This is a genomic window from Streptomyces sp. NPDC091412, assembly GCF_044756885.1.
GTDB lineage: Bacteria > Actinomycetota > Actinomycetes > Streptomycetales > Streptomycetaceae > Streptomyces.
On the sequence record NZ_JBIVTV010000004.1, the window covers coordinates 484621 to 504174 of the forward strand.

Below are 19554 nucleotides of genomic sequence, written 5' to 3' on the forward strand. Positions count from 1 at the left end.
TGTGCTGGGCCTGTCGTGTCCTGCTCGTCCTACCCGCGCTCGCGCTGTGGCGGTGGGTCCTCACGCCGGCCGGCCGCGGACTCGCCTGGTGCGGGAGGGGACTGTGGCGGTGGGTGCTCGTCCCCGTCGGTCGCGCCCTGGCCGTCGTCGGGCGGGAGGTGGCGGACGCCCTCGGGCACGCCTGGCGGGTGGCCGGGTGGATCTCCCTCGCCGTCGGGCGGTTCCTGGGGGCCGTCCTGCGCCGGCTCGTCGTGGAGCCGGTGCGCTGGGCGTACCGCCGGGTGCTCACGCCGGTCGGGCACGCCGTCGGGGACGCCGTCCTGCGCCCCGCGGCGCGGATCGCGCGCCAGGTGGGCCACTCCGCCCGGCAGGCTCTCGCCGCGGCGCGCGACATCGCCCGGCAGGCCCGAGTCGACCTGCGCCGGGCGCTCCTCGGGGAACCCCGGCCGGTGGCCCGTCGGGAACCTGTGGTGGCCGAGACGCGTACTCTAGAGACAAGGACCGGGCGCGAAGTCTCCCCGCCGACGCGAGGGTGATCCGGACGGGACGGCACCGGAAAGGTGCCGGACCGGACGCTCCCCGCCGTAGCGGGGTGGTGCCACGGACCGTCCGCCGTACACGAGGAGAAGTTCCACTGGGCAAGCGACAGCCCGAAGGCCCACCGCCCGCACCCGCGGTGCAGCGCATCCGACTGCGCTACACCAAGCGTGGCCGCCTCCGGTTCACCAGCCACCGTGACTTCCAGCGCGCCTTCGAGCGTGCGCTGCGCCGTGCCGAGGTACCGATGGCGTACTCGGCGGGGTTCACGCCGCACCCGAAGGTGTCCTACGCCAATGCCGCACCCACCGGCACGGGCAGTGAGGCGGAGTACCTGGAGATCGCGCTCACCGCGTCCCGCGACCCGGAGCGCCTGCGTGAGCTTCTCGACGAGTCGTTGCCCGCCGGGCTGGACGTCGTCGAGGCGGTCGAGGCCCGTACGTCGGGGCTCGCCGACCGGCTGACCGCTTCCGTGTGGGAGCTGCGGCTGGACGGTGTGGACCCGGCCGAGGCCGAACGTGCGGTCGCGGCCTTCAACGGGGCCGAGACCGTGGAAGTGCAGCGCCTGACCAAGAACGGCATGCGCACCTTCGACGCCCGGTCCGCGGTGGTGGACCTGGAGAGTGCGGAAACGAACGGTTCGGCGGCTGATGGGCCGAGCGACCAGCCTTGTGCGATACTGCGGCTGGTTGTTCGGCACGTGACGCCTGCCGTACGACCCGACGACGTCCTGTCCGGTCTCCGCGCCGTGGCCGACCTGGCGCCGCCGGTCCCCGCAGCGGTGACCAGGCTGGCGCAGGGGCTGCTCGATGAAGAGACCGGTACGGTGACCGACCCGCTCGCGCCCGACCGCGAGGCAGACCTGGCCGCCCCGGCCGATTCAGTGGGGGCCGCCGTTCCTGCCGCCGCGAAGGCGCCTGCGTAGGGACGGTTCCGCACCGGGACGTACGTCGAAGCGCCGCCCTCGTACTCGGGAGCCACCTGGGTCGGGCAGCGCACCGACCAGAAGACTTTCGCCAGGCCGTACACGACAAGGGGTACGGAACCGGCGAGACAGGACACAGAGAGCTCCCGTGCGGCGCCCGCGCCCCGGACGGCGGCCGGCGCCCATGGCACGGCCGCGGACGTCAACGGTGTCGATCGATGATCGGCGCCGGACCAGGCGCGGCGCCCGGGAGCCTGACGGGAGATACGCCCGCATGCTCGAACCGACCGAACCCATCGAGGGTTCCGAAGAACTGAACACTCCGAGCGACACCCTGCCGCCGCGTCGTCGGCGCCGTGCCGCGTCCCGCCCGGCGGGTCCGCCCGCCGCCGCGTCCTCCGAGGCCGCGGCCGAGATCACCGCTCCGGCCGTACCGGCCGCCACCTCCGCGGAGCTCGCGGAGCAGGTGGAGGAGCAGGAGATTCCCGGGGCCGAGACGGTCACCGGCGAGGCGACGGAGGAGGCGGCCGAGGCCGCCGCCCTCGTGGAAGCCGCCGCGGAGGCCGCGCCCGCGCGCCGTACGCGACGCCGTGTTTCCGTGCCCGCCGGGACCCCCACGACCGCCCAGGGCGAGGCTGCCGCCGAGACCGTCGTGCCGGCGGCGGCCGTCGCCGAGACGCCGGCCACCGGGTCCGGTGCCGTCGAGACGTCCGCCGGGTCCGTGGAGGCCGGCGAGGCCGCCGCTCCGCGGCGTACCCGCCGGCGTGCCACCCGCAGCGTGTCCGCGCCCACCGCGTCCGCGGAGACGGTCGAGACGCTCGTCCCCGCCACGCCCGCGGAGAGCGCGGAGCGGCAGGAGAGTGCCGAGGCTGTCGCCGAACCGGCGGCGGAGGCGCCCGCGCCCGCCGCTCGTACGCGGCGCCGCGCGACCCGGCGTGTGTCCACGCCCGCCGGTGCCCCCGCGCCCGCCGAGGCTTCCGAGGTCCCCGCGGTGAACGCCGCTCCCGAGGCCACGGCCCCCGAGCCCGCCGCCGAGGCCGCGACCGCCGAGCCTGAGCCCGCTGCCCAGGCTGTGGAGGACGCTGCTCCGCGGCGTGCCCGCCGGCGTGCCACGCGCCGCGTGTCCGAGCCCGCCGCCTCGTCCGAGCCCGCCGTCTCGCCCGAGAGCGCGGCGGAGTCCGTGAGCGAGGTCCCCGCCGCCGAGGAGGTCACGGCCCCCGAGCCCGCCGCCGAGGTCGTGGAGGACGCTGCTCCGCGGCGTGCCCGCCGGCGTGCCACGCGCCGCGTGTCCGAGCCCGCCGCCTCGTCCGAGCCCGCCGTCTCGCCCGAGAGCGCGGCGGAGTCCGTGAGTGAGGTCCCCGCCGCCGAGGAGGTCACGGCCCCCGAGCCCGCCGCCGAGGTCGTGGAGGACGCTGCTCCGCGGCGTGCCCGCCGGCGTGCCACGCGCCGCGTGTCCGAGCCCGCCGCCCAGGCCACAGGTGTCACCGAGACCCCCGCGGCCCGGTCCGCCGAGGCTCCCGGCGAGGACCAGGTCCCCGCCGTCGTCGCCCCCGCCACCCCTGTTGCCGACGAGTCGCAGGCGCCCAAGGCGCCCGCCGCCGAGGCCGGGGCCGAGGAGACCGGGACGAGGCGGAGCCGGCGTCGGGTCGTGCGGCGTGCCGCGACCGGCTTCTCCGAGCCCGCCGCCGAGTCCGCCGCCGGCGACGGCGAGTCGTCGCGCCGGCCCGCGCGCCCCGCTGTCGCCGTGTTCCAGGCGCCCGTCTTCACCGAGCCGATGTTCCAGACCCCGGAGCGGGCCGCCGCCGCGGCGGCGGCCGAGGCCGCGGAGGTCGAGGAGCTTCCGGAGGAGCAGGCCGAGCAGCCCGAGCAGCCCGAGCAGGCTGAGCAGGCTGAGCAGGGCGGTTCGCGCCGCCGCCGTCGCCGCCGGGGTTCCGGTGGCGAGGAGCCCGAGACCCGGGTGGCCGGGACCGCCGACGAGTCCGCCGAGGACGAGACGGAGGAGGAGGCCGCCGAGTCGGCCGAGGAAGCCGCCGAGGGCGAGGACGGCGAGGAGGCCGGTTCGCGCCGTCGCCGCCGTCGCGGTGGCCGCCGCCGTCGCCGGGGCGAGTCCGCCGGCGGGGACGAGTACGCGGAGGAGAGCGACGAGCTCGCCGCCGAGCAGGCCGCGCAGGACGCCGAGGACACCGCCGAGCAGCTCGACGAGGACGACGAGGACGAGGCCGAGGCCGCGGAGTCGGCCGAGGAGGACGAGGGCCGGCAGGGGGGCGGTGGCTCCAGCAGCAGCCGCCGTCGCCGTCGGCGTCGTCGCCGGGCCGGTGACAGCGGCACGGAAGACGAGCCGTCCGCCGACGACCCCGAGCGCACCGTCGTCAAGGTGCGTGAGCCCCGCAAGGCCGCCGAGCCGTCCGACGAGGTGCAGTCCATCAAGGGCTCGACCCGCCTGGAGGCCAAGAAGCAGCGCCGCCGCGAGGGCCGCGAGCAGGGCCGTCGCCGGGTGCCGATCATCACCGAGGCCGAGTTCCTGGCCCGCCGTGAGGCCGTCGAGCGCGTGATGGCGGTCCGGCAGCACGGCGACCGTACGCAGATCGGCGTCCTGGAGGACGGCGTGCTCGTCGAGCACTACGTCAACAAGGAGCAGTCGACCTCGTACGTCGGCAACGTCTACCTCGGCAAGGTGCAGAACGTCCTGCCCTCGATGGAGGCCGCCTTCATCGACATCGGCAAGGGCCGCAACGCCGTGCTGTACGCCGGTGAGGTCAACTTCGAGGCGCTCGGCATGGCCAACGGCCCCCGGCGCATCGAGTCCGCCCTCAAGTCCGGCCAGTCCGTCCTCGTCCAGGTCACCAAGGACCCCATCGGACACAAGGGCGCCCGTCTGACCAGCCAGGTCTCCCTCCCGGGCCGCTACCTCGTGTACGTCCCCGAGGGCTCGATGACCGGCATCAGCCGCAAGCTGCCCGACACCGAGCGGGCCCGGCTGAAGACCATCCTCAAGAAGATCGTCCCCGAGGACGCGGGCGTCATCGTGCGCACCGCCGCCGAGGGCGCGAGCGAGGACGAGCTGCGCAGGGACGTCGAGCGGCTCCAGGCGCAGTGGGAGGACATCCAGAAGAAGGCCAAGAACGGCGGCGGTTCGAGCGCACCGTCGCTGCTGTACGGCGAGCCGGACATGACCGTCCGGGTCGTGCGCGACATCTTCAACGAGGACTTCTCCAAGGTCATCGTCAGCGGTGACGAGGCATGGCAGACGATCCACGGGTACGTCTCGCACGTCGCCCCGGACCTCGCGCCGCGTCTGCAGCGCTGGACCAGCGAGGTCGACGTCTTCGCCACGTACCGGATCGACGAGCAGCTCGCCAAGGCGCTGGACCGCAAGGTCTGGCTGCCCAGCGGTGGTTCGCTGGTGATCGACCGGACCGAGGCGATGGTCGTCATCGACGTCAACACCGGTAAGTTCACCGGCCAGGGCGGCAACCTGGAGGAGACGGTCACCAGGAACAACCTGGAGGCGGCCGAGGAGATCGTGCGCCAGCTGCGGCTGCGCGACCTCGGCGGCATCATCGTGATCGACTTCATCGACATGGTCCTGGAGTCCAACCGCGACCTGGTGCTGCGCCGTCTGCTGGAGTGCCTGGGCCGCGACCGGACGAAGCACCAGGTGGCCGAGGTGACCTCGCTGGGTCTGGTGCAGATGACCCGCAAGCGGGTGGGCCAGGGACTGCTGGAGTCCTTCTCCGAGACCTGCGTCCACTGCAACGGCCGCGGTGTCATCGTCCACCTGGAGCAGCCGAGCGTTGGCGGTGGCGGCGGGAGCAAGCGCCGCAAGCGCGCCCGCGCCGGTGCCGAGCAGCCGCACGAGCACGAGGCCGTGGCCGTCGAGGTGGTCGCCCCGACCGCCGAGGAGGAGGCGGAGACCGAGGCGGAGGCCGCCGAGCCCATCGCGCTGCCCGCGCTGGAGATGGCCCCGGACGAGGAGCTGTACAGCAGCGTCGCCGAGGCGGAGGCCGCGGCGAGCCGTGGCCGCACGCGGCGCCGCGCGAGCCGGCGGGCGTCCGCGCCCGCGGGCGCGCCGAAGGCCCACGCCGACGGTGGCACCCCGGCTCCCACGGCCCAGGACGTCACGGCGGCCGCCGAGGCCGCGCGCCCGGTGCGCCCGGAGCCGGCGGAACAGGCTCAGGCCGAGCCCGTGGCCGTCGAGGCCCCGGCCGTTCCGGCGCCCGTGGCCGAGGCCCCCGTCGAGGAGGCCGCCCCCACGGGCCGTACGCGTCGTCGCGCGACCCGCAAGGTGTCGGCTCCGGCCGGTTCCCCGGCGGGTGCCGAGGAGACCGTGGTGACGGTGTCCGAGGCCGCGCCGGCGGCGGCTGCCGAGCCGCAGGACGTCGCGGTCGAAGCGGCTCCGGTTCCGGCGGAGCAGCCGGAGGCCCCTGCCGAGTCCGCCGCCCCGGCCCGTCCGCGCCGCCGCGCCGTGCGCAAGGCCACCGCGCCGACCGCGTCCGAGGACACGGCCGTCGTGGTCGTCCCGTCGGCCCCGGCGGAGGAGGCCGAATCGGCCGCCGCCGCGGAGGAGCCCGCCGAGGAGACCGCCTCGGAGGCGACTCCCGCGAAGAAGGCGGCGGCCCGCAAGACGGCCAAGAAGGCGACGGCGAAGAAGGCCGCCACCAAGAAGACCGCGGCCAAGAAGACGGCCGTGAAGAAGGCCACGGCCAAGAAGGCGGCGAAGACGACGACCGCCAAGAAGACCGCGGCCAAGAAGACGACGGCCAAGAAGGCGACGGCCAAGAAGACCGCGGCGGCGGCCCAGCAGGCGCCGTCCTCGGTCGGCTCGTCGGTGGAGGAGTGACGAGGGCCTAGGTGTATTGATCACGAGCCTTGTTGACGCCGATCGGGCTTGATCATGGCGAAGACCTCCGGCGTGGTGGAGTTCTCCAGGACTTCACCGCACGGAGGTCTTCGTGCTCCACCGTAATGCCCGGCTGACCGTTCCCAGCAGACGGCTGCTCATCGAGCGTGTACGTTCCGGCCGTCTCGTCGCCCACGTCGCCTGAGATGAGGATTGGACAGCGCACCGGACCGCGGCCAACACCGAGGCCTGTGTGTGCCGACTGCGGCAGGAGCTCAAGCTGGGCCCCGCGCGCACCGGCTCGATCCTGGGCCTGCTCCCCTCGAGGGTGCACCGCATCCTTGCCCGCCACGGCCTCAACCGGCTTTTGTACCTGGGCTGGCCCACCGGCCAGGTAGCCTGCCGCCACGAACGGATCCGGCTCGGCAAGTTGGTCCACGTGGACGTCAAAAAGCTGGGCCGTATCCCCGACGGCGGCGCAACAAGCTCGCGCCGACCGGCCGCAGACCAACGGCAAGGTCGAACGCCACAACCGCGCCCTGCTCGACGAGTGGGCCTATCTGCGGCCCTGCACCACCAACGACGAACGCACCGCAGCCCGGCAACTGACGTGGCGTCTGCAATCGGTTGCCGGCCTTCGGCCGCCGATGACGATCCGTCGGACGCCCCTCCAAGCCGGACCAACGACTGCCTGAAACGAAAACCGTACTGTGCCTGTCGACCAGGACAGTCACGTCCGGTGGGTCGGCGGTGGTCAGCCCGCGGCGCTCAGCGTGATCAGCCTGCAGAATCCGGAGCCAGGGTTTACCCACAGGCGTCTTCGCTGAAAGTGGCAGCACCACTGCCGCCGAGGTAGTTCGGTTCAGCTCAAGCCTCCGCTGCAAACGCTACAAACCGAGCCCGGTCGTGCCACTTTACAAGTGAAGTGACAACGAGTCAGGGAGCTTTGGAGCCGCGTACGTGGATGGCCTGTTCGGTGACTGCGACCTTATCGACGACCCCGGGGTCTTCAACGCCAGTTACGCGAGTAGGAGGACTATTACACCGAATCAGAAGACCGCGACACATCAGTGCGCGTTTGGTCAAGAGGCTAAATTCGTCAGTCGTGTGGCACTTTTAAGACAATCGTTGAACGTGCCCCTAATTTCGCGCGTACGTCTGATTAAGATCAGCGGTTGAAGCGGCAGGGGGATGGCTCTTTGTGCGGAAACCACCATCCCGAGTGCTATGCCGCTGCTCCGCGGCGCGGTTGCACCACCATGACAGTGTCATGGCGCTGCCATGGTGTGCGCTTACGCCGACTGGAGCATGACTACCGAGAGGGGATCCGATGAAGGCGAAAATTTTTGGTGCCGGTGTGGCAGTTTCGGCAGCCGTTCTTACCTGCCTTGCTACTTCGACTCCAGCATCAGCGTTCCCGTACTGGCAGGAGGTGAGCACAAGCTCGACCTGGAGCTGCTCGACCCCCAAGGCTCACCGCCTGTCTCTTAATATCAATTTTAAGACGTGCATTGTGCGTAACGCCAAGAATGATGCGCAGGCCGTGCTTGTCGTGCAGAACAGCGGCACCAAGGCCGCCGTTATTCGCGGTGTCGTTCACCACTACAACACAGGTGGCACATACGCCGGGAACTGGGACTTTTCATGCTTGGAATCGACGCTCAATCCCGGCTTCACGCGCGGTTGCTTCGGCACAACCTACTCCGGTACGCGTGATATCTCCGCGACTTCCGAATTGTGGATGAACGGCTATGATGCGGGTAATCTCAGCACGGACTCATGGCACGGGTAATTCTTGTCTGAAAGGGCGTACCAGGCGGCTACGTCACCACAAGAGCTGGTGAGGCAGCCGCCTCCTTCCTCATGCTGGATGCCGCCCTCATCGACGGCCCGCTGACCTCGGACCAGGTTGAACGGCCCGCGCATCCCGAACGGCACCGCGTCACCTTCGAGACGAACATCAGCGAGCCGGTACTCCAAGGGCGCCGAGCCGGTCGGCGTGGCCCGTCTGTAGGGGCCGGTGGGTGGGCCGCCTGCCCCGGGCCGCATCCTGAGGCGCGGCCGTCGCCCTGGTACGGATTCCTCCCCGGCGCGTACGCGAGCCGCGAGGTTGCCGGGATGCTGGAGGAGTTGCGCCACCGGTCGGCGTGGCCCGTCTGTAGGGGCCGGTGGGTGGGCCGCCTGCCCCGGGCCGCATCCTGAGGCGCGGCCGTCGCCCTGGTACGGATTCCTCCCCGGCGCGTACGCGAGCCGCGAGGTTGCCGGGATGCTGGAGGAGTTGCGCCACCGGCCGGCGTGGGCGCTCGTGTGCCCGCGGCGGCCGCATGAAGGGCTGGAAGACCCTGCATGGCTGCCGCCTGAAGGGCGACGGCGTCTACCACGCCGTGCTCGGCATCGCCCGTCTGTACAATCTGGCGCCTCCGGTGCCGCGCCGCCCCTGCCCGTGCGAGCGCACCCGGCCCGCTCGGACCCCGGTCGAACGCCCGAGGTTACGGAGGGGTGGCGGACAGGGGAACGCACGTGCGCCTTTTGATAGCCTGAACGGCGGTATCGGCCGCTGCCGAGACGTACACCCAGGCGTTTGCCGAGGACCACAGCCGACGAGCACGCCGGTCCCGCTCGCGGCTGACTCTCCCTCAGAGCACCCCGTCGGCGGGGGATTCGGCGGAGACCTGTACGCCGTCCCGTAGCACCGGTGATCCACGGGAAGCGGACGAACGTGCCACGGCGGCCACCTCCCGGCTCAGGTATGTCGTGCGGCGACAAGGCCGTTGAAGAGGAGGACGCCGATGGCGGACGCCCTGGAGTCCATCCCGGCTGCTCGGCCGGTGATCGGCGATGAGGAGATCGAGGCCGCGGTGCGCGTGCTGCGCAGCGGCAGGGTCGTGCAGGGGCCCGAGGTGGCCGCCTTCGAGTCGGAGTTCTCCGAGTTGGTCGACGGGCGCCACTGCGTCGCCGTCAACTCCGGGACCTCCGCGCTCCAGCTGACCCTGATGGCCCTCGGTATCGGCCCGGGCGACGAGGTGATCGTGCCCTCGTTCTCCTTCGCCGCTTCCGCCAACGCCGTCCGCCTGGTCGGCGCCGACGTCGTCTTCGCCGACATCGAGCCCGGCAGCTTCTGCCTCGATCCCGACGCGGTCGAGGCGGCCGTCACCCCGCGCACCGCCGCCGTCATGCCGGTCCACCTGTACGGGCACCCGGCGGCCATGGACCGGCTTCTGCCGATCGCCGAGAAGCACGGCCTCGCCGTCGTCGAGGACGCCTGTCAGGCCCACGCGGCGCAGCTGAACGGCACTCCGGTCGGCGCGTTCGGCACCGCCGGAACGTTCAGCTTCTACCCGACGAAGAACATGCACGCCCTGGAGGGCGGCATGATCACCACCGCCGACCCCCAGGTGGCGCGCACCCTCAGGCTGCTGCGCAACCAGGGCATGGAGCAGCGCTACGCCAACGAGATCGTCGGCGCCAACATGCGGATGACGGACGTCGCCGCGGCCATCGGGCGGGTGCAGCTCGGGCGGCTCGCCGAGTGGACGGACCGCCGCCGCGCCAACGCCGCCCACCTCGACGAGCACATCACCGCGCTGGTGACGCCGCCGGTCGCCGAGGGCGCGCGGCACGTCTACCACCAGTACACCGTGCGGGTGCCTGAGGGCATGGACCGGGACGCGGTGCAGGAGCGGCTCACGGCCGCCGGAGTGGGCAACGCCGTCTACTACCCGACCCCCATCCACCGGCTCACGCCGTACCGGGAGCCGGACCGCAAGGCCGGCCGGACCTGGGACCTGCCGCAGACCGACCGGGCCGCCGCCCAGGTCGTGTCGCTGCCGGTCCACCCGTCGCTGACCGACGCCGACCTCGTGCGCATCGCCGACGCCGTGAACACCCTGGGAGACACACTGTGAGTGAGGCGAAGCTGCGGGCCGGTCTCGTCGGCCTGGGGTCCATGGGCCGCCACCACTGCCGGATCCTGTCCGAACTTGACGGCGTGGAACTGGTCGCCGTCGTCGACCCGATGGGCGACAAGTTCGGCGTCTCGCGGGGCGTGCCGGTCCTGGAGTCCGTCGAGCAGCTCGTCGCGCTGGGCGTCGACTACACCGTGGTGGCCTGCCCGACCGCGCTCCACGAGGAGGTCGGCCTGCAGCTCGCCGAGGCCGGGGTGCACGCGCTGGTCGAGAAGCCGGTGGCCGACACCGTAGAGGGCGCGCGGCGCCTGGTCGAGGCGTTCGAGGCCCGCGGCCTGGTGGCCGGCGTCGGCCACATCGAGCGCTACAACCCGGCGCTGCAGAGCCTGCGGGCCCGCCTGGAGGCGGGTGAGCTGGGCGAGGTGTTCCAGGTCGTGACCCGCAGGCAGGGGCCGTTCCCGCACCGTATAGCCGACGTGGGCGTGGTCAAGGACCTGGCGACCCACGACATCGACCTGACCGCCTGGGTCACCGGCAAGCCCTACGTGTCGGTCTCCGCGCACACCGTCTCCAAGAGCGGCCGCCCGCACGAGGACATGGTCGCCGCCGTCGGGCAGCTGGCCGACGGCACCATGGTCAACCACCTCGTCAACTGGCTGAGTCCGCTCAAGGAGCGGTTCACCTCGGTCACCGGCGAGCGCGGCTGCTTCATCGCCGACACCCTCACCGCGGACCTGACCTTCCACTCCAACGCGGCCGTCGCGACCGAGTGGGAGGCCCTGCAGGCGTTCCGCGGCGTCGCCGAGGGCGACATGATCCGCTACGCGATCCCCAAGCGGGAGCCGCTCCTCGTCGAGCACGAGTTCTTCCGGGACGCCGTGCTCGGCCGCTCGCACGAGATCTCGACGCTCCGCCAGGGCCTGCGGACGGTCGAGGTGGCCGCCGCGGTGCTCGAATCCGCCGCCACCGGCGACACCGTGCGGCTGGACACGGCCGACGACGCCGTGCCGTCCGGGGCCTGACGCTCGGCCCATCGCTTCCTGCCGGGTCCCGTGTCCCGGTCCCGCAGACCGCCCCGAGAAAGAGGCACCCCGTCCATGAACATCTGCGTAGTCGCCCTCGGGAAGATCGGCCTGCCGCTCGCCGTGCAGTTCGCCTCCAAGGGCCACCGGGTGATCGGCGCCGACGTCAACGAGAAGGTCGTCGACCTGGTCAACGCCGGTACCGAGCCCTTCCCCGGCGAGCACGACCTCGACGTCCGGCTCAAGCGGGCCGTCGACGACGGGCTGCTGTCCGCCACCACCGACACCGCCGACGCGGTGGCCCGGTCCGAGGCCGTCGTCGTGGTCGTGCCGCTGTTCGTGGACGCCGAGGGCGTGCCGGACTTCGGCTGGATGGACGCGGCGACCACGGCCATCGCACAGGGGCTGAAGCCGGGCACCCTGGTGTCGTACGAGACCACGCTCCCCGTCGGCACGACCCGCGACCGCTGGGCGCCGATGCTCGCCGAGGGCTCGGGGCTGACCGCGGGCGAGGACTTCCACCTGGTGTTCTCCCCGGAGCGGGTCCTCACCGGCCGGGTCTTCGCCGACCTGCGGCGCTACCCGAAGCTGGTCGGCGGCATCGACGAGGCGTCGACCCGGCGCGGCGTGGACTTCTACCGGCAGGTCCTCGACTTCGACGAGCGCGACGACCTGCCGCGGCCCAACGGCGTGTGGGACCTGGGCACCTCGGAGGCGTCCGAGATGGCCAAGCTCGCCGAGACCACCTACCGGGACGTCAACATCGGCCTGGCCAACCAGTTCGCGCGCTTCGCCGACACCGCGGGCATCGACGTCAAGAAGGTCATCGAGGCCTGCAACAGCCAGCCCTACAGCCACATCCACCAGCCGGGCATCGCCGTCGGCGGCCACTGCATCCCGATCTACCCGCGGATGTACCTGTGGAACGACCCGCAGGCCACCGTGGTGCGCGCCGCCCGCGAGGCCAACGCGGCCATGCCGGCGTACGCCGTCGACCTCCTCGCGGCCGCCTACGGCGATCTGACCGGCGTGAACGTCCTCGTGCTGGGCGCCGCCTACCGGGGCGGTGTCAAGGAGACCGCGTTCTCGGGCGTCTACGGCACGGTGGAGGCGCTGCGCGAGCGCGGCGCGGTGCCCTGCGTCTCCGACCCGATGTACACCGCCGAGGAGCTGACCGCGCACGGCCTGCCTCCGCACGAGGGCCAGACCGTGACCGCCGCCATCCTCCAGGCCGACCACGCCGAGTACCGCGAGCTGTCGGCAACCGACCTGCCGGACGTACGCGTCCTGGTCGACGGCCGCCGCACCACCGACCCGGCCCGCTGGGAGGGCGTGCGCCGGGTCGTCATCGGCGGCTGACCAGCAAGCGGCTCGGTCGCCCGCCCAACGGCCCACTCATCCAGCTGAGGAAGCTCTCTTGTCAACCGCTGAACCAAGACCCGAGGCGGGCGACCGCCCGCACCTGCTGTACTTCGCGATCGGTTTCCCGCCCGCGGCCAAGAGCTGCGTTTTCCGCATGCGGGAGACCGCCAACCAGTTCGTGTCGCTGGGGTGGCGGGTCACCGTCGTCACCATTGAGGACGAAGGCTGGCTGGGCGACTGCGGCATCGACCCGACCCTCTCCGCGTCCGTCGACCCCCGGATCGACATCGTGAAGCTGCCGCTGTCCCGGGACGACCTGGAGACCGACCTGCGCCGGTTCTCGCGGGAACGGGCCATCGACCCGAAGCTGTGGCACAGGACCATGCGCGAGCAGGCGTCCGAGGTCTTCCCCGACCCAGTCTTCGGCGGCTGGCGGTACGACCTGGAGGAGGCCGCGCTGCGCATCCACCGGGAGAACCCCGTGACGCTCTCCCTGGCCAGCTGCGTCCCGTACGTCCAACTGGCCCCCGTGCGCCGCCTGTACGAGGACTGCGGCGTGCCCTACGCCGTGGACTTCCGCGACGGCTGGTCCATCGACGTGGTGGACGACGTCGAGGCGTTCCCCAGGGATTCCGAGGCGGCGAAGTGGGAAGAGCGGGCCATCGCCGACGCGGTGTCCTTCTGGTGCGTCAACGACCCCATCGCGGAGCATTACCGCAACCGCTACCCCGAACACCGCTCACGCGTCCACGTCGTCCGCAACGGCTACGACGCCGACAGCGTGGACCTGCCGGCCCGGCAGCGGTCCGCCGACGAGCCGCTCGTCTTCGGCCACCTGGGAACGGTCAGCTTCTCGGTCCGGCTGCTGGAGAAGGTCCTTGACGCCTGGAACGCCGCGCGCGCCCGCGATCCGCTCGTCGCCTCGGCAAGGCTGGAGGTACGCGGACACATCGGTTACGGAGCCAACCGCGGCGCCAACCAGCACATGGAACTGCTGCGCGGGGCCGCCGACGACGGAGTCGTGGTCGGCGGCCCCGCGCCCAAGGCGGAGGTGTCCCAGGTCTACGGCGGCTGGGACGCCCTGCTGCTCGTCATCCTGGGCGGCCGGCACATGACCTCCGGCAAGGTCTACGAGTACATGAGCACCGGCCTTCCGATCGTGTCCATGCACGAACGGGAGCACGACGCGTCCCACCTCCTGGACGGTCACCCCCTGTGGACCGGTGCGCACGGTCTCGACGTCGAGAAGCTGACGGATTCGTTCTGCCGCGCCGCTCACCTGGCGGTCTCGGCCACCGACGAGCAGCGCCGGGCGGCACGCGCGCACGGTGCGGCCTATGAGCGCGGGACGCTCATGCGGCCCGCGGTGTGTGCCCTGACCGAACTGGTCACGGGAGCGGTCCCCGAGATCAAGGAGAAGGTGGAATCGTGATGGACGTGCTCGTCGTGGTCGGGCGCACGCCCAACATCGACATCCTCTCCGCGTTCGTCGCCGAACTGAAGGAACTCGACGCGCGCGTTCATCTCGTCGGCACCTTCTCCGAGCCCGCCATCGACCCCGAGTGGGGACTCGGGACCGTGCGGCGGGTGGCGACGGACGGCGCCAACCTGGGCTGGCGGGCCCGGGCCCGTGCCGTGGAAATGCACCCGCACGAACGCTTCTGGGCCTACGTCGGCGCGGACCAGGAGGTGCTGCGTCTGACGAAGGCGGCCGACGTGATCGTCGCGGTCGACACCAAGGCCTACTACAGCGCCTGGGAGCTGGCCCGGCTCAACCCGCGGGCACACGCGTGCGCGGGCCTGGCCGCGGCGCAGCGCAAGGCTCAGGCGGTGCGGGACGGGGTTGCGCGGCCGCCGAGCGCCGAGCAGACGAGCGAGGAGAACAGCGGGCAGGAGGAGCGCACCTCGGACATAGCCCTGCTCCTGGGCAACGAGAAGCTGCTGGGAAACAAGGCCGGTGCGGTTCTCGCCCGGCGTGTACCGCTCCTTCCGATGCGGGAGAGGACCCGCGTCGACATGACCCGCAACCTGGTGACCGGTCTGTTCGCCGCCAAGCGCAACCAGGCCGCGCTCGCGACCGCGAGTTCGGTGGCGGGCAGGCTTCGCGACACCGAGGCGCGTTCCGAGGTCCTGCGCAACGCGACCCGGCGTGCGCTGGCGCAGGGATCCACGCCGGACACCCTGCTGGCCTCGGCCGAGGCCGACCTCGCCCACGCCGACCGCTTGTTCGCGGAGCAGGACGCGGCCGGCGCCGCGGAGTTCGTCAACCACGGCCTGCAGACGGCCTTCCACCGCGTCGCCCACATCGACCAGCGGATGAGCCCGCTGCCGAAGCAGGCGGAGGAGTTCGCCCGTCTGACCGCGGCGTCGACGGCAGCGTCCGCTGTGGCTGGGGGGCGCGGCCGGGCGCATCCGGTGGCGGAGCCGGAGCCGGGCAGGCCGCGGCGCCTGCTGGTCGTGACGGACGGCAACGACAACTTCCTCGGACTGATCAGGAACCACTACGAGTCGAATCCCGACGTCGAGCTCAGGTTCCTCGACATCACCGACTACCCCGGCCTCAAGCGGCTCGCCGGCAACCGTCGGCGTCTCCTGGACTACCGCCTCGGCGGCGATCCGATGTACGGCTTCACCGCCGAGCAGCATCTGCGCCCCTACCTCGACTGGGCCGACACGGTGTTCATCGACTGGTGCGCCGCCGCCGCGGCGCTGTTCACCAGCGTGGACCCGGGCACCGCCCGCATCGTGGTACGGCTCCACAGCTACGAGGCCTTCTCGCACTGGCCCCGGCTGACGGACTTCTCCCGCGTCGACGACCTGGTCTTCGTCGCGGACCACATCCGTGACCTGGCCCTGCGTTCCGTGCCGGCCCTGACCGGACCGCAGGCGCCGCGCACGCACATCGTCGACAACGGCATGGACCTCGCCGGCTTCGCCCTGCCGAAGAACCCCGACGCCCGATTCACCGTGGGCATGGTGGGCATCGGGCAGGTCGCCAAGGACCCCTTGTGGGCCCTGCGCGTCATCCGGGAATTGCGCCGCCGCGACGAGCGCTACCGGCTGGTGATGATCGGCGGCGACATGAACACGAAGGCGAGCCAGGCGGCTGCCGCCTACCAGCGCTCCTTCCAGCGCAAGGTGGCCCCGCTGGTGAAAGAGGGGGCCGTGGAGCGCCGGGGAGCCACCACCGACGTGCCCGGCAACCTGCGGGACGTCGGCGTCATCCTCAGCAGCTCCGTGCGCGAGGGCTGCCATGTCGGCGTGATGGAGGGCGCCGCCAGCGGGGCGGTTCCCGTCGTCCGTGACTGGCCCTTCTTCGCGGGGCAGAAGCACGGCGCCTCGACGCTCTACCCGGCGGAGTGGGTGGTGGCCACCCCGGAGGCGGCCGCGGACCGGATCCTCGCCGTCACCGCCGACGAGGAGACCTGGGCGGGGCACGCCCGCGAGAGCGAGAAGTACGCCCTGGCCTCGTGGGACTGGCCGGTGGTCCGGGGAGAGTTCGACCGGCTCTTCGGCATCGGCTGACGCGGAGAGCCCGGCCCTTGGGCCAGGAGGGCGTGAGACGGCCCGTGGTCCGCAGGCAGGTTCCTGCGGACCACGGGCCGTTCGTCCACTTCCTCAGGCGTCGCGCTCGGTGAGGGTGCCGTCCTTCTCGTCGTACAGGGCGCCCGTCTGCGGGCACTGCCACACCCCGGACTCCTTCCGCACGAGCTTGTGCCCGGCACGCCCCACCCAGCCGGTCTGCCGCGCCGGCACGCCCATGACCAGGGCGAAGTCCGGGACGTCCTTGGTGACCACGGCGCCGGCGGCGACCATCGCCCAGCGGCCGATGGCCAGTGGTGCGACGCACACGGAACGCGCGCCGATCGAGGCCCCGTCGGCGATCTTCACGCCGACGGCCTCCCAGTCGTCGCCGCGCTTCTGCTTGCCCTCGGGGTCGACGGAGCGCGGGTTGTGGTCGTTGGTGAGAACGACGGCCGGGCCGATGAAGACGCCGTCCCCGAGTTCGGCCGGCTCGTAGACGAGTGCGTAGTTCTGCAGCTTGCAGTTGTCGCCCATGCGCACGCCCGAGCCGACGTACGCGCCGCGCCCGATCACGCACCCCTCGCCGAGACGGGCATCCTCACGGATCTGCGCGAGGTCCCACACGCTGCTGCCGGCACCGATCTCGGCGCTCCCGTCGACCTGGGCACTGGGCTGGACCCTGTAGTTCACCTGGCTGCCTTCCCCTGTTGGCTTCGGCAGCGAGCATATTCCCCGCCGCGGGAGGACCCGCGTCCGCCCTCTGGCGCTCGCGTGTGCGGCGCATGCAGGTGTCATGAACGAGATGTGGCCAGAGTGTGACGCTCGCCACTCAGGTGCTGCCGCCGCGGTTATTGCATGCTCACCTCAAGTGAGGGGATGATCACTTGACCTTTTTTGAACCCTCTTTACTTGTGGGGTATTTGTGCCAAGGGCGGGGAAAGGATGGCGGCGCGCGGCCGCCGCTGTCCTGATGGCAGCGTTATCGGTCTGGGGGCTCGGACCTGGGGGAACACCGGCCGCGGCCGCCGTCGCGTGCCCCTCGGGGGTTGAGTCCGACTTCAACGGCGACGGCATCAGGGACACGGTGATCTCCGACCCCGAGGCGAGCGACGAGGGCGTCCCGAAGTCGGGCGCTGTGCACGTCGTCTACGGCGGGGGCAAGGGCACACTCACCCTCCTGCAGTCCTCCGCCTCCGTTCCGGGAGTCCCGGAGGCGGGCGACCAGTTCGGTTACTCGCTCGCCGTCTACGACGCCGACCTGGACGGCTGCAGCGATCTGGTCGTCGGCAATCCGTTCGAGGACATCGGCACTGTGCCGGACTCCGGGTCCGTGCACGTGTACTACGGCTCCACCAAGGGCCTGAACGCCGGCGGCAAAGCCGTGAAGGAGTTCTACCAGGGCAGTGGCAAGGCGCTCGGCGGCGGTCCGGAGACCGACGACTGGGTCGGCTACGCCCTCGCGGCCGGCAAGACCTCCGGCGGCACGCCCTACCTGATCATCGGCAGCCCCGGCGAATCCATCGGCACGGTGGAGGACGCCGGCGGCTTCTACTACGTGAGCGGCACCGCGCAGACGGTCGTCTTCGTCACCCAGGACACCGACAAGGCCGGTGCCGTGCCCGGTGTGGTCGAGGTGGACGACCGCTACGGCTCCGCCCTCGCCGCGACGCCGACCCACTTCGCGGTGGGCTCGCCCGGCGAGGCGCTCGGCACCACGACCTTCGCCGGCGGGGTGGCGGAGTTCAGCCACACGCTCGTCTCCGGTTACCCCAAGCCGATCGCCGGGATCGCCCAGGACCAGGCCGCCGTCAGCGGGGCCGAGGAGGTCGGCGATCAGTTCGGCGCCGCACTCGCCATGGTCCCGTACCGGCCCGCGGGCGCCACCTCCACCACCGAGTCGCTGCTCGCGGTCGGCGTTCCGGGCGAGGACCTGTCGACCACCGTCGACGCCGGTGCCGTCCAGGTCTTCCGGCTCACCGCGACCGGCTTCACCGAGGTCGCCTGGATCGACCAGAACGCCGCCGGGGTGGAGGGCGAGGCAGAGGCCGGCGACTTCTTCGGCCGGCGGCTCGCCGCGGTCAACACCTCCCCGAACACGACCTCCACCGGCGCCACCACCCGGCTGGCGATCGGCGTGCCCGGCGAGGAGGCGGAGGAGGAGTACCCGGACAAGGGCGGGGTCCTGATCGTCCCCCTGGTCGGTGATCCCGGTGCCTCCGACTCCTGGGTCGAACCCGGGTACGGCATCCCCGCCGAGCCCGCACCGCGCATGCTCAGCGGCCTGTCCCTGAGCGCGTCACCCTCGCTGCTGTACGTCGGGGTGCCCTACGGGCCGCCCGGGAACAGGGCCGTCCACGGCTTCCCCTGGAATGTCGCCCCCGGCGGGGCGCCGACCCAGACGTTCAGGCCCGGCGCGGGCGGCATCCCGGCGGCGGGCGTCGCCTTCGGCGCGGTCGTCGGCTGACCGTCGGGCTCCCACGCCGGCGGTGCTCGGTCGTACCGCGGCGTCATCACAGCAGGAGGAGGGGCGAACTCATGTCCGCGAGCGGACAGATCACTACAGAGCGTCACCGGCGATTAGGCGGAGGGCGACGACAGGCGGCGCACCGCGGCCGGCGTACCGCTTCCGTGGCGCTGGTCGGAGAGAGGACGTGGGCACCGTGCGGGACGCGGGCCACGTTCAGATCGTCTTCGGTTCGACCACCGCTGTCGGGCAGGAGTTCCCCAGCAAGGGCTTCGTCCAGGGTGCGAACCAGCCGCTGGGCGGGGGGCCCGAGGAGGACGACTGGCGCGGATGCACGGTGGCGGCCGGTACGTCCCCGACCGGCTACCCGTTCCTGGTCATCGGGGTTCCGGGCGAGGACGGCGCGGGCGGCGTGGACATGGGCCTGATCGGCTACGTCTACGGGACCGACTTCAAGGCGGCGTCCGTGAGTCAGAACAGCACCGGGGTGTGGGAGGAAGCGGAGCCGTACGACCGTTTCGGCTCCTCGATCGCCGCCACCGACCGCTTCTTCGTGGTCGGTGCTCCCGGCGAGAGCATCGGAACCGTCGCCTTCGCCGGAGGCGTGCAGGCGTTCAGGCCGTCGATCAACTCGAACGGCATACCCGACCCGCTCTTCGGCATGGGCCAGGGCCGTGTACCCGGACCCGACAGCGCCGCCCAGACCGACGACCGCCACGGCAGCGCGCTCGCGATGGCCCCGTACCCGCGGACCTACGCGGGCATCAGCCTCGGCAGCAGTCCCTCCGCGCTGTACGTGGGGGTTCCCTACGGGCCGGCCGAGGGGCACGCGGTCCACGCGTTCCCGTGGAACACCGCCTCGGGCGGCGCGCCGACGCAGACCTGGAGGTCCGGCGAGGGCGGCATCCCCGCGGGCGGCGCCGCCTTCGGTGCCGCCGTGTGATGACGTCCCGCCGGCCGCTCGCGGCGTTCCG

General features: G+C 72.0%; 11 protein-coding genes and 2 pseudogenes. 12 read left to right on the forward strand and 1 reads right to left on the reverse strand.

Features of this window, described 5'->3' with window-relative positions:
• The 10 genes and pseudogenes from ACIQMV_RS13495 to ACIQMV_RS13540 form a co-directional block, all read left to right on the forward strand.
• Positions 1–536, forward strand: a pseudogene (locus ACIQMV_RS13495) (hypothetical protein); the annotation flags it as partial.
• Positions 537–676: 140 nt separating this feature from the next.
• A complete protein-coding gene (locus ACIQMV_RS13500; RefSeq protein ID WP_141360946.1) occupies positions 677–1462 on the forward strand; it encodes a TIGR03936 family radical SAM-associated protein in 786 nt (261 codons plus the stop codon).
• 274 nt (positions 1463–1736) lie between these two features.
• Positions 1737–6302, forward strand: coding sequence for an Rne/Rng family ribonuclease (locus ACIQMV_RS13505; protein WP_402592764.1), 4566 nt, complete (start codon positions 1737–1739; stop codon positions 6300–6302).
• A 112-nt stretch (positions 6303–6414) separates the two neighbouring features.
• Positions 6415–6997: pseudogene (locus ACIQMV_RS13510) on the forward strand (hypothetical protein).
• Between the two features lie 635 nt (positions 6998–7632).
• Positions 7633–8094 carry a hypothetical protein gene (locus ACIQMV_RS13515; protein WP_402592765.1) on the forward strand — a complete coding sequence of 154 codons (462 nt, stop codon included), beginning with the start codon at positions 7633–7635 and terminating at the stop codon, positions 8092–8094.
• Positions 8095–9091: 997 nt separating this feature from the next.
• Positions 9092–10207, forward strand: a complete 1116-nt coding sequence (locus ACIQMV_RS13520; RefSeq protein ID WP_401781505.1) for a DegT/DnrJ/EryC1/StrS family aminotransferase — start codon at positions 9092–9094, stop codon at positions 10205–10207.
• Positions 10204–11229, forward strand: coding sequence for a Gfo/Idh/MocA family protein (locus ACIQMV_RS13525; protein WP_141360954.1), 1026 nt, complete (start codon positions 10204–10206; stop codon positions 11227–11229). The genes ACIQMV_RS13520 and ACIQMV_RS13525 overlap by 4 nt, the downstream gene beginning before the upstream one ends.
• Positions 11230–11304: 75 nt before the next feature.
• Positions 11305–12588 (forward strand): nucleotide sugar dehydrogenase, encoded by a 1284-nt coding sequence (locus tag ACIQMV_RS13530; protein WP_402592766.1) that lies wholly within the window; start codon positions 11305–11307, stop codon positions 12586–12588.
• A gap of 58 nt (positions 12589–12646) precedes the next feature.
• Entirely contained in the window at positions 12647–14023 is a 1377-nt protein-coding gene (locus tag ACIQMV_RS13535) for a glycosyl transferase (protein ID WP_402592767.1), read from the forward strand.
• Positions 14023–16116, forward strand: a complete 2094-nt coding sequence (locus tag ACIQMV_RS13540; protein WP_402592768.1) for a glycosyltransferase family 1 protein — start codon at positions 14023–14025, stop codon at positions 16114–16116. The genes ACIQMV_RS13535 and ACIQMV_RS13540 overlap by 1 nt, the downstream gene beginning before the upstream one ends.
• A gap of 93 nt (positions 16117–16209) precedes the next feature.
• Here ACIQMV_RS13540 and ACIQMV_RS13545 read toward each other — a convergent pair whose 3' ends face one another.
• Positions 16210–16806 carry an acyltransferase gene (locus ACIQMV_RS13545; protein WP_402592769.1) on the reverse strand — a complete coding sequence of 199 codons (597 nt, stop codon included), beginning with the start codon at positions 16804–16806 and terminating at the stop codon, positions 16210–16212.
• A 280-nt stretch (positions 16807–17086) separates the two neighbouring features.
• Here ACIQMV_RS13545 and ACIQMV_RS13550 point away from each other — a divergent pair, with 280 nt between their 5' ends.
• Together ACIQMV_RS13550 and ACIQMV_RS13555 are read left to right on the forward strand one after the other, a co-directional pair.
• A complete protein-coding gene (locus ACIQMV_RS13550; protein WP_402592770.1) occupies positions 17087–18580 on the forward strand; it encodes an FG-GAP repeat protein in 1494 nt (497 codons plus the stop codon).
• Between the two features lie 187 nt (positions 18581–18767).
• Positions 18768–19523 (forward strand): hypothetical protein, encoded by a 756-nt coding sequence (locus tag ACIQMV_RS13555; RefSeq protein WP_402592771.1) that lies wholly within the window; start codon positions 18768–18770, stop codon positions 19521–19523.
• Positions 19524–19554: the final 31 nt, after the last annotated feature.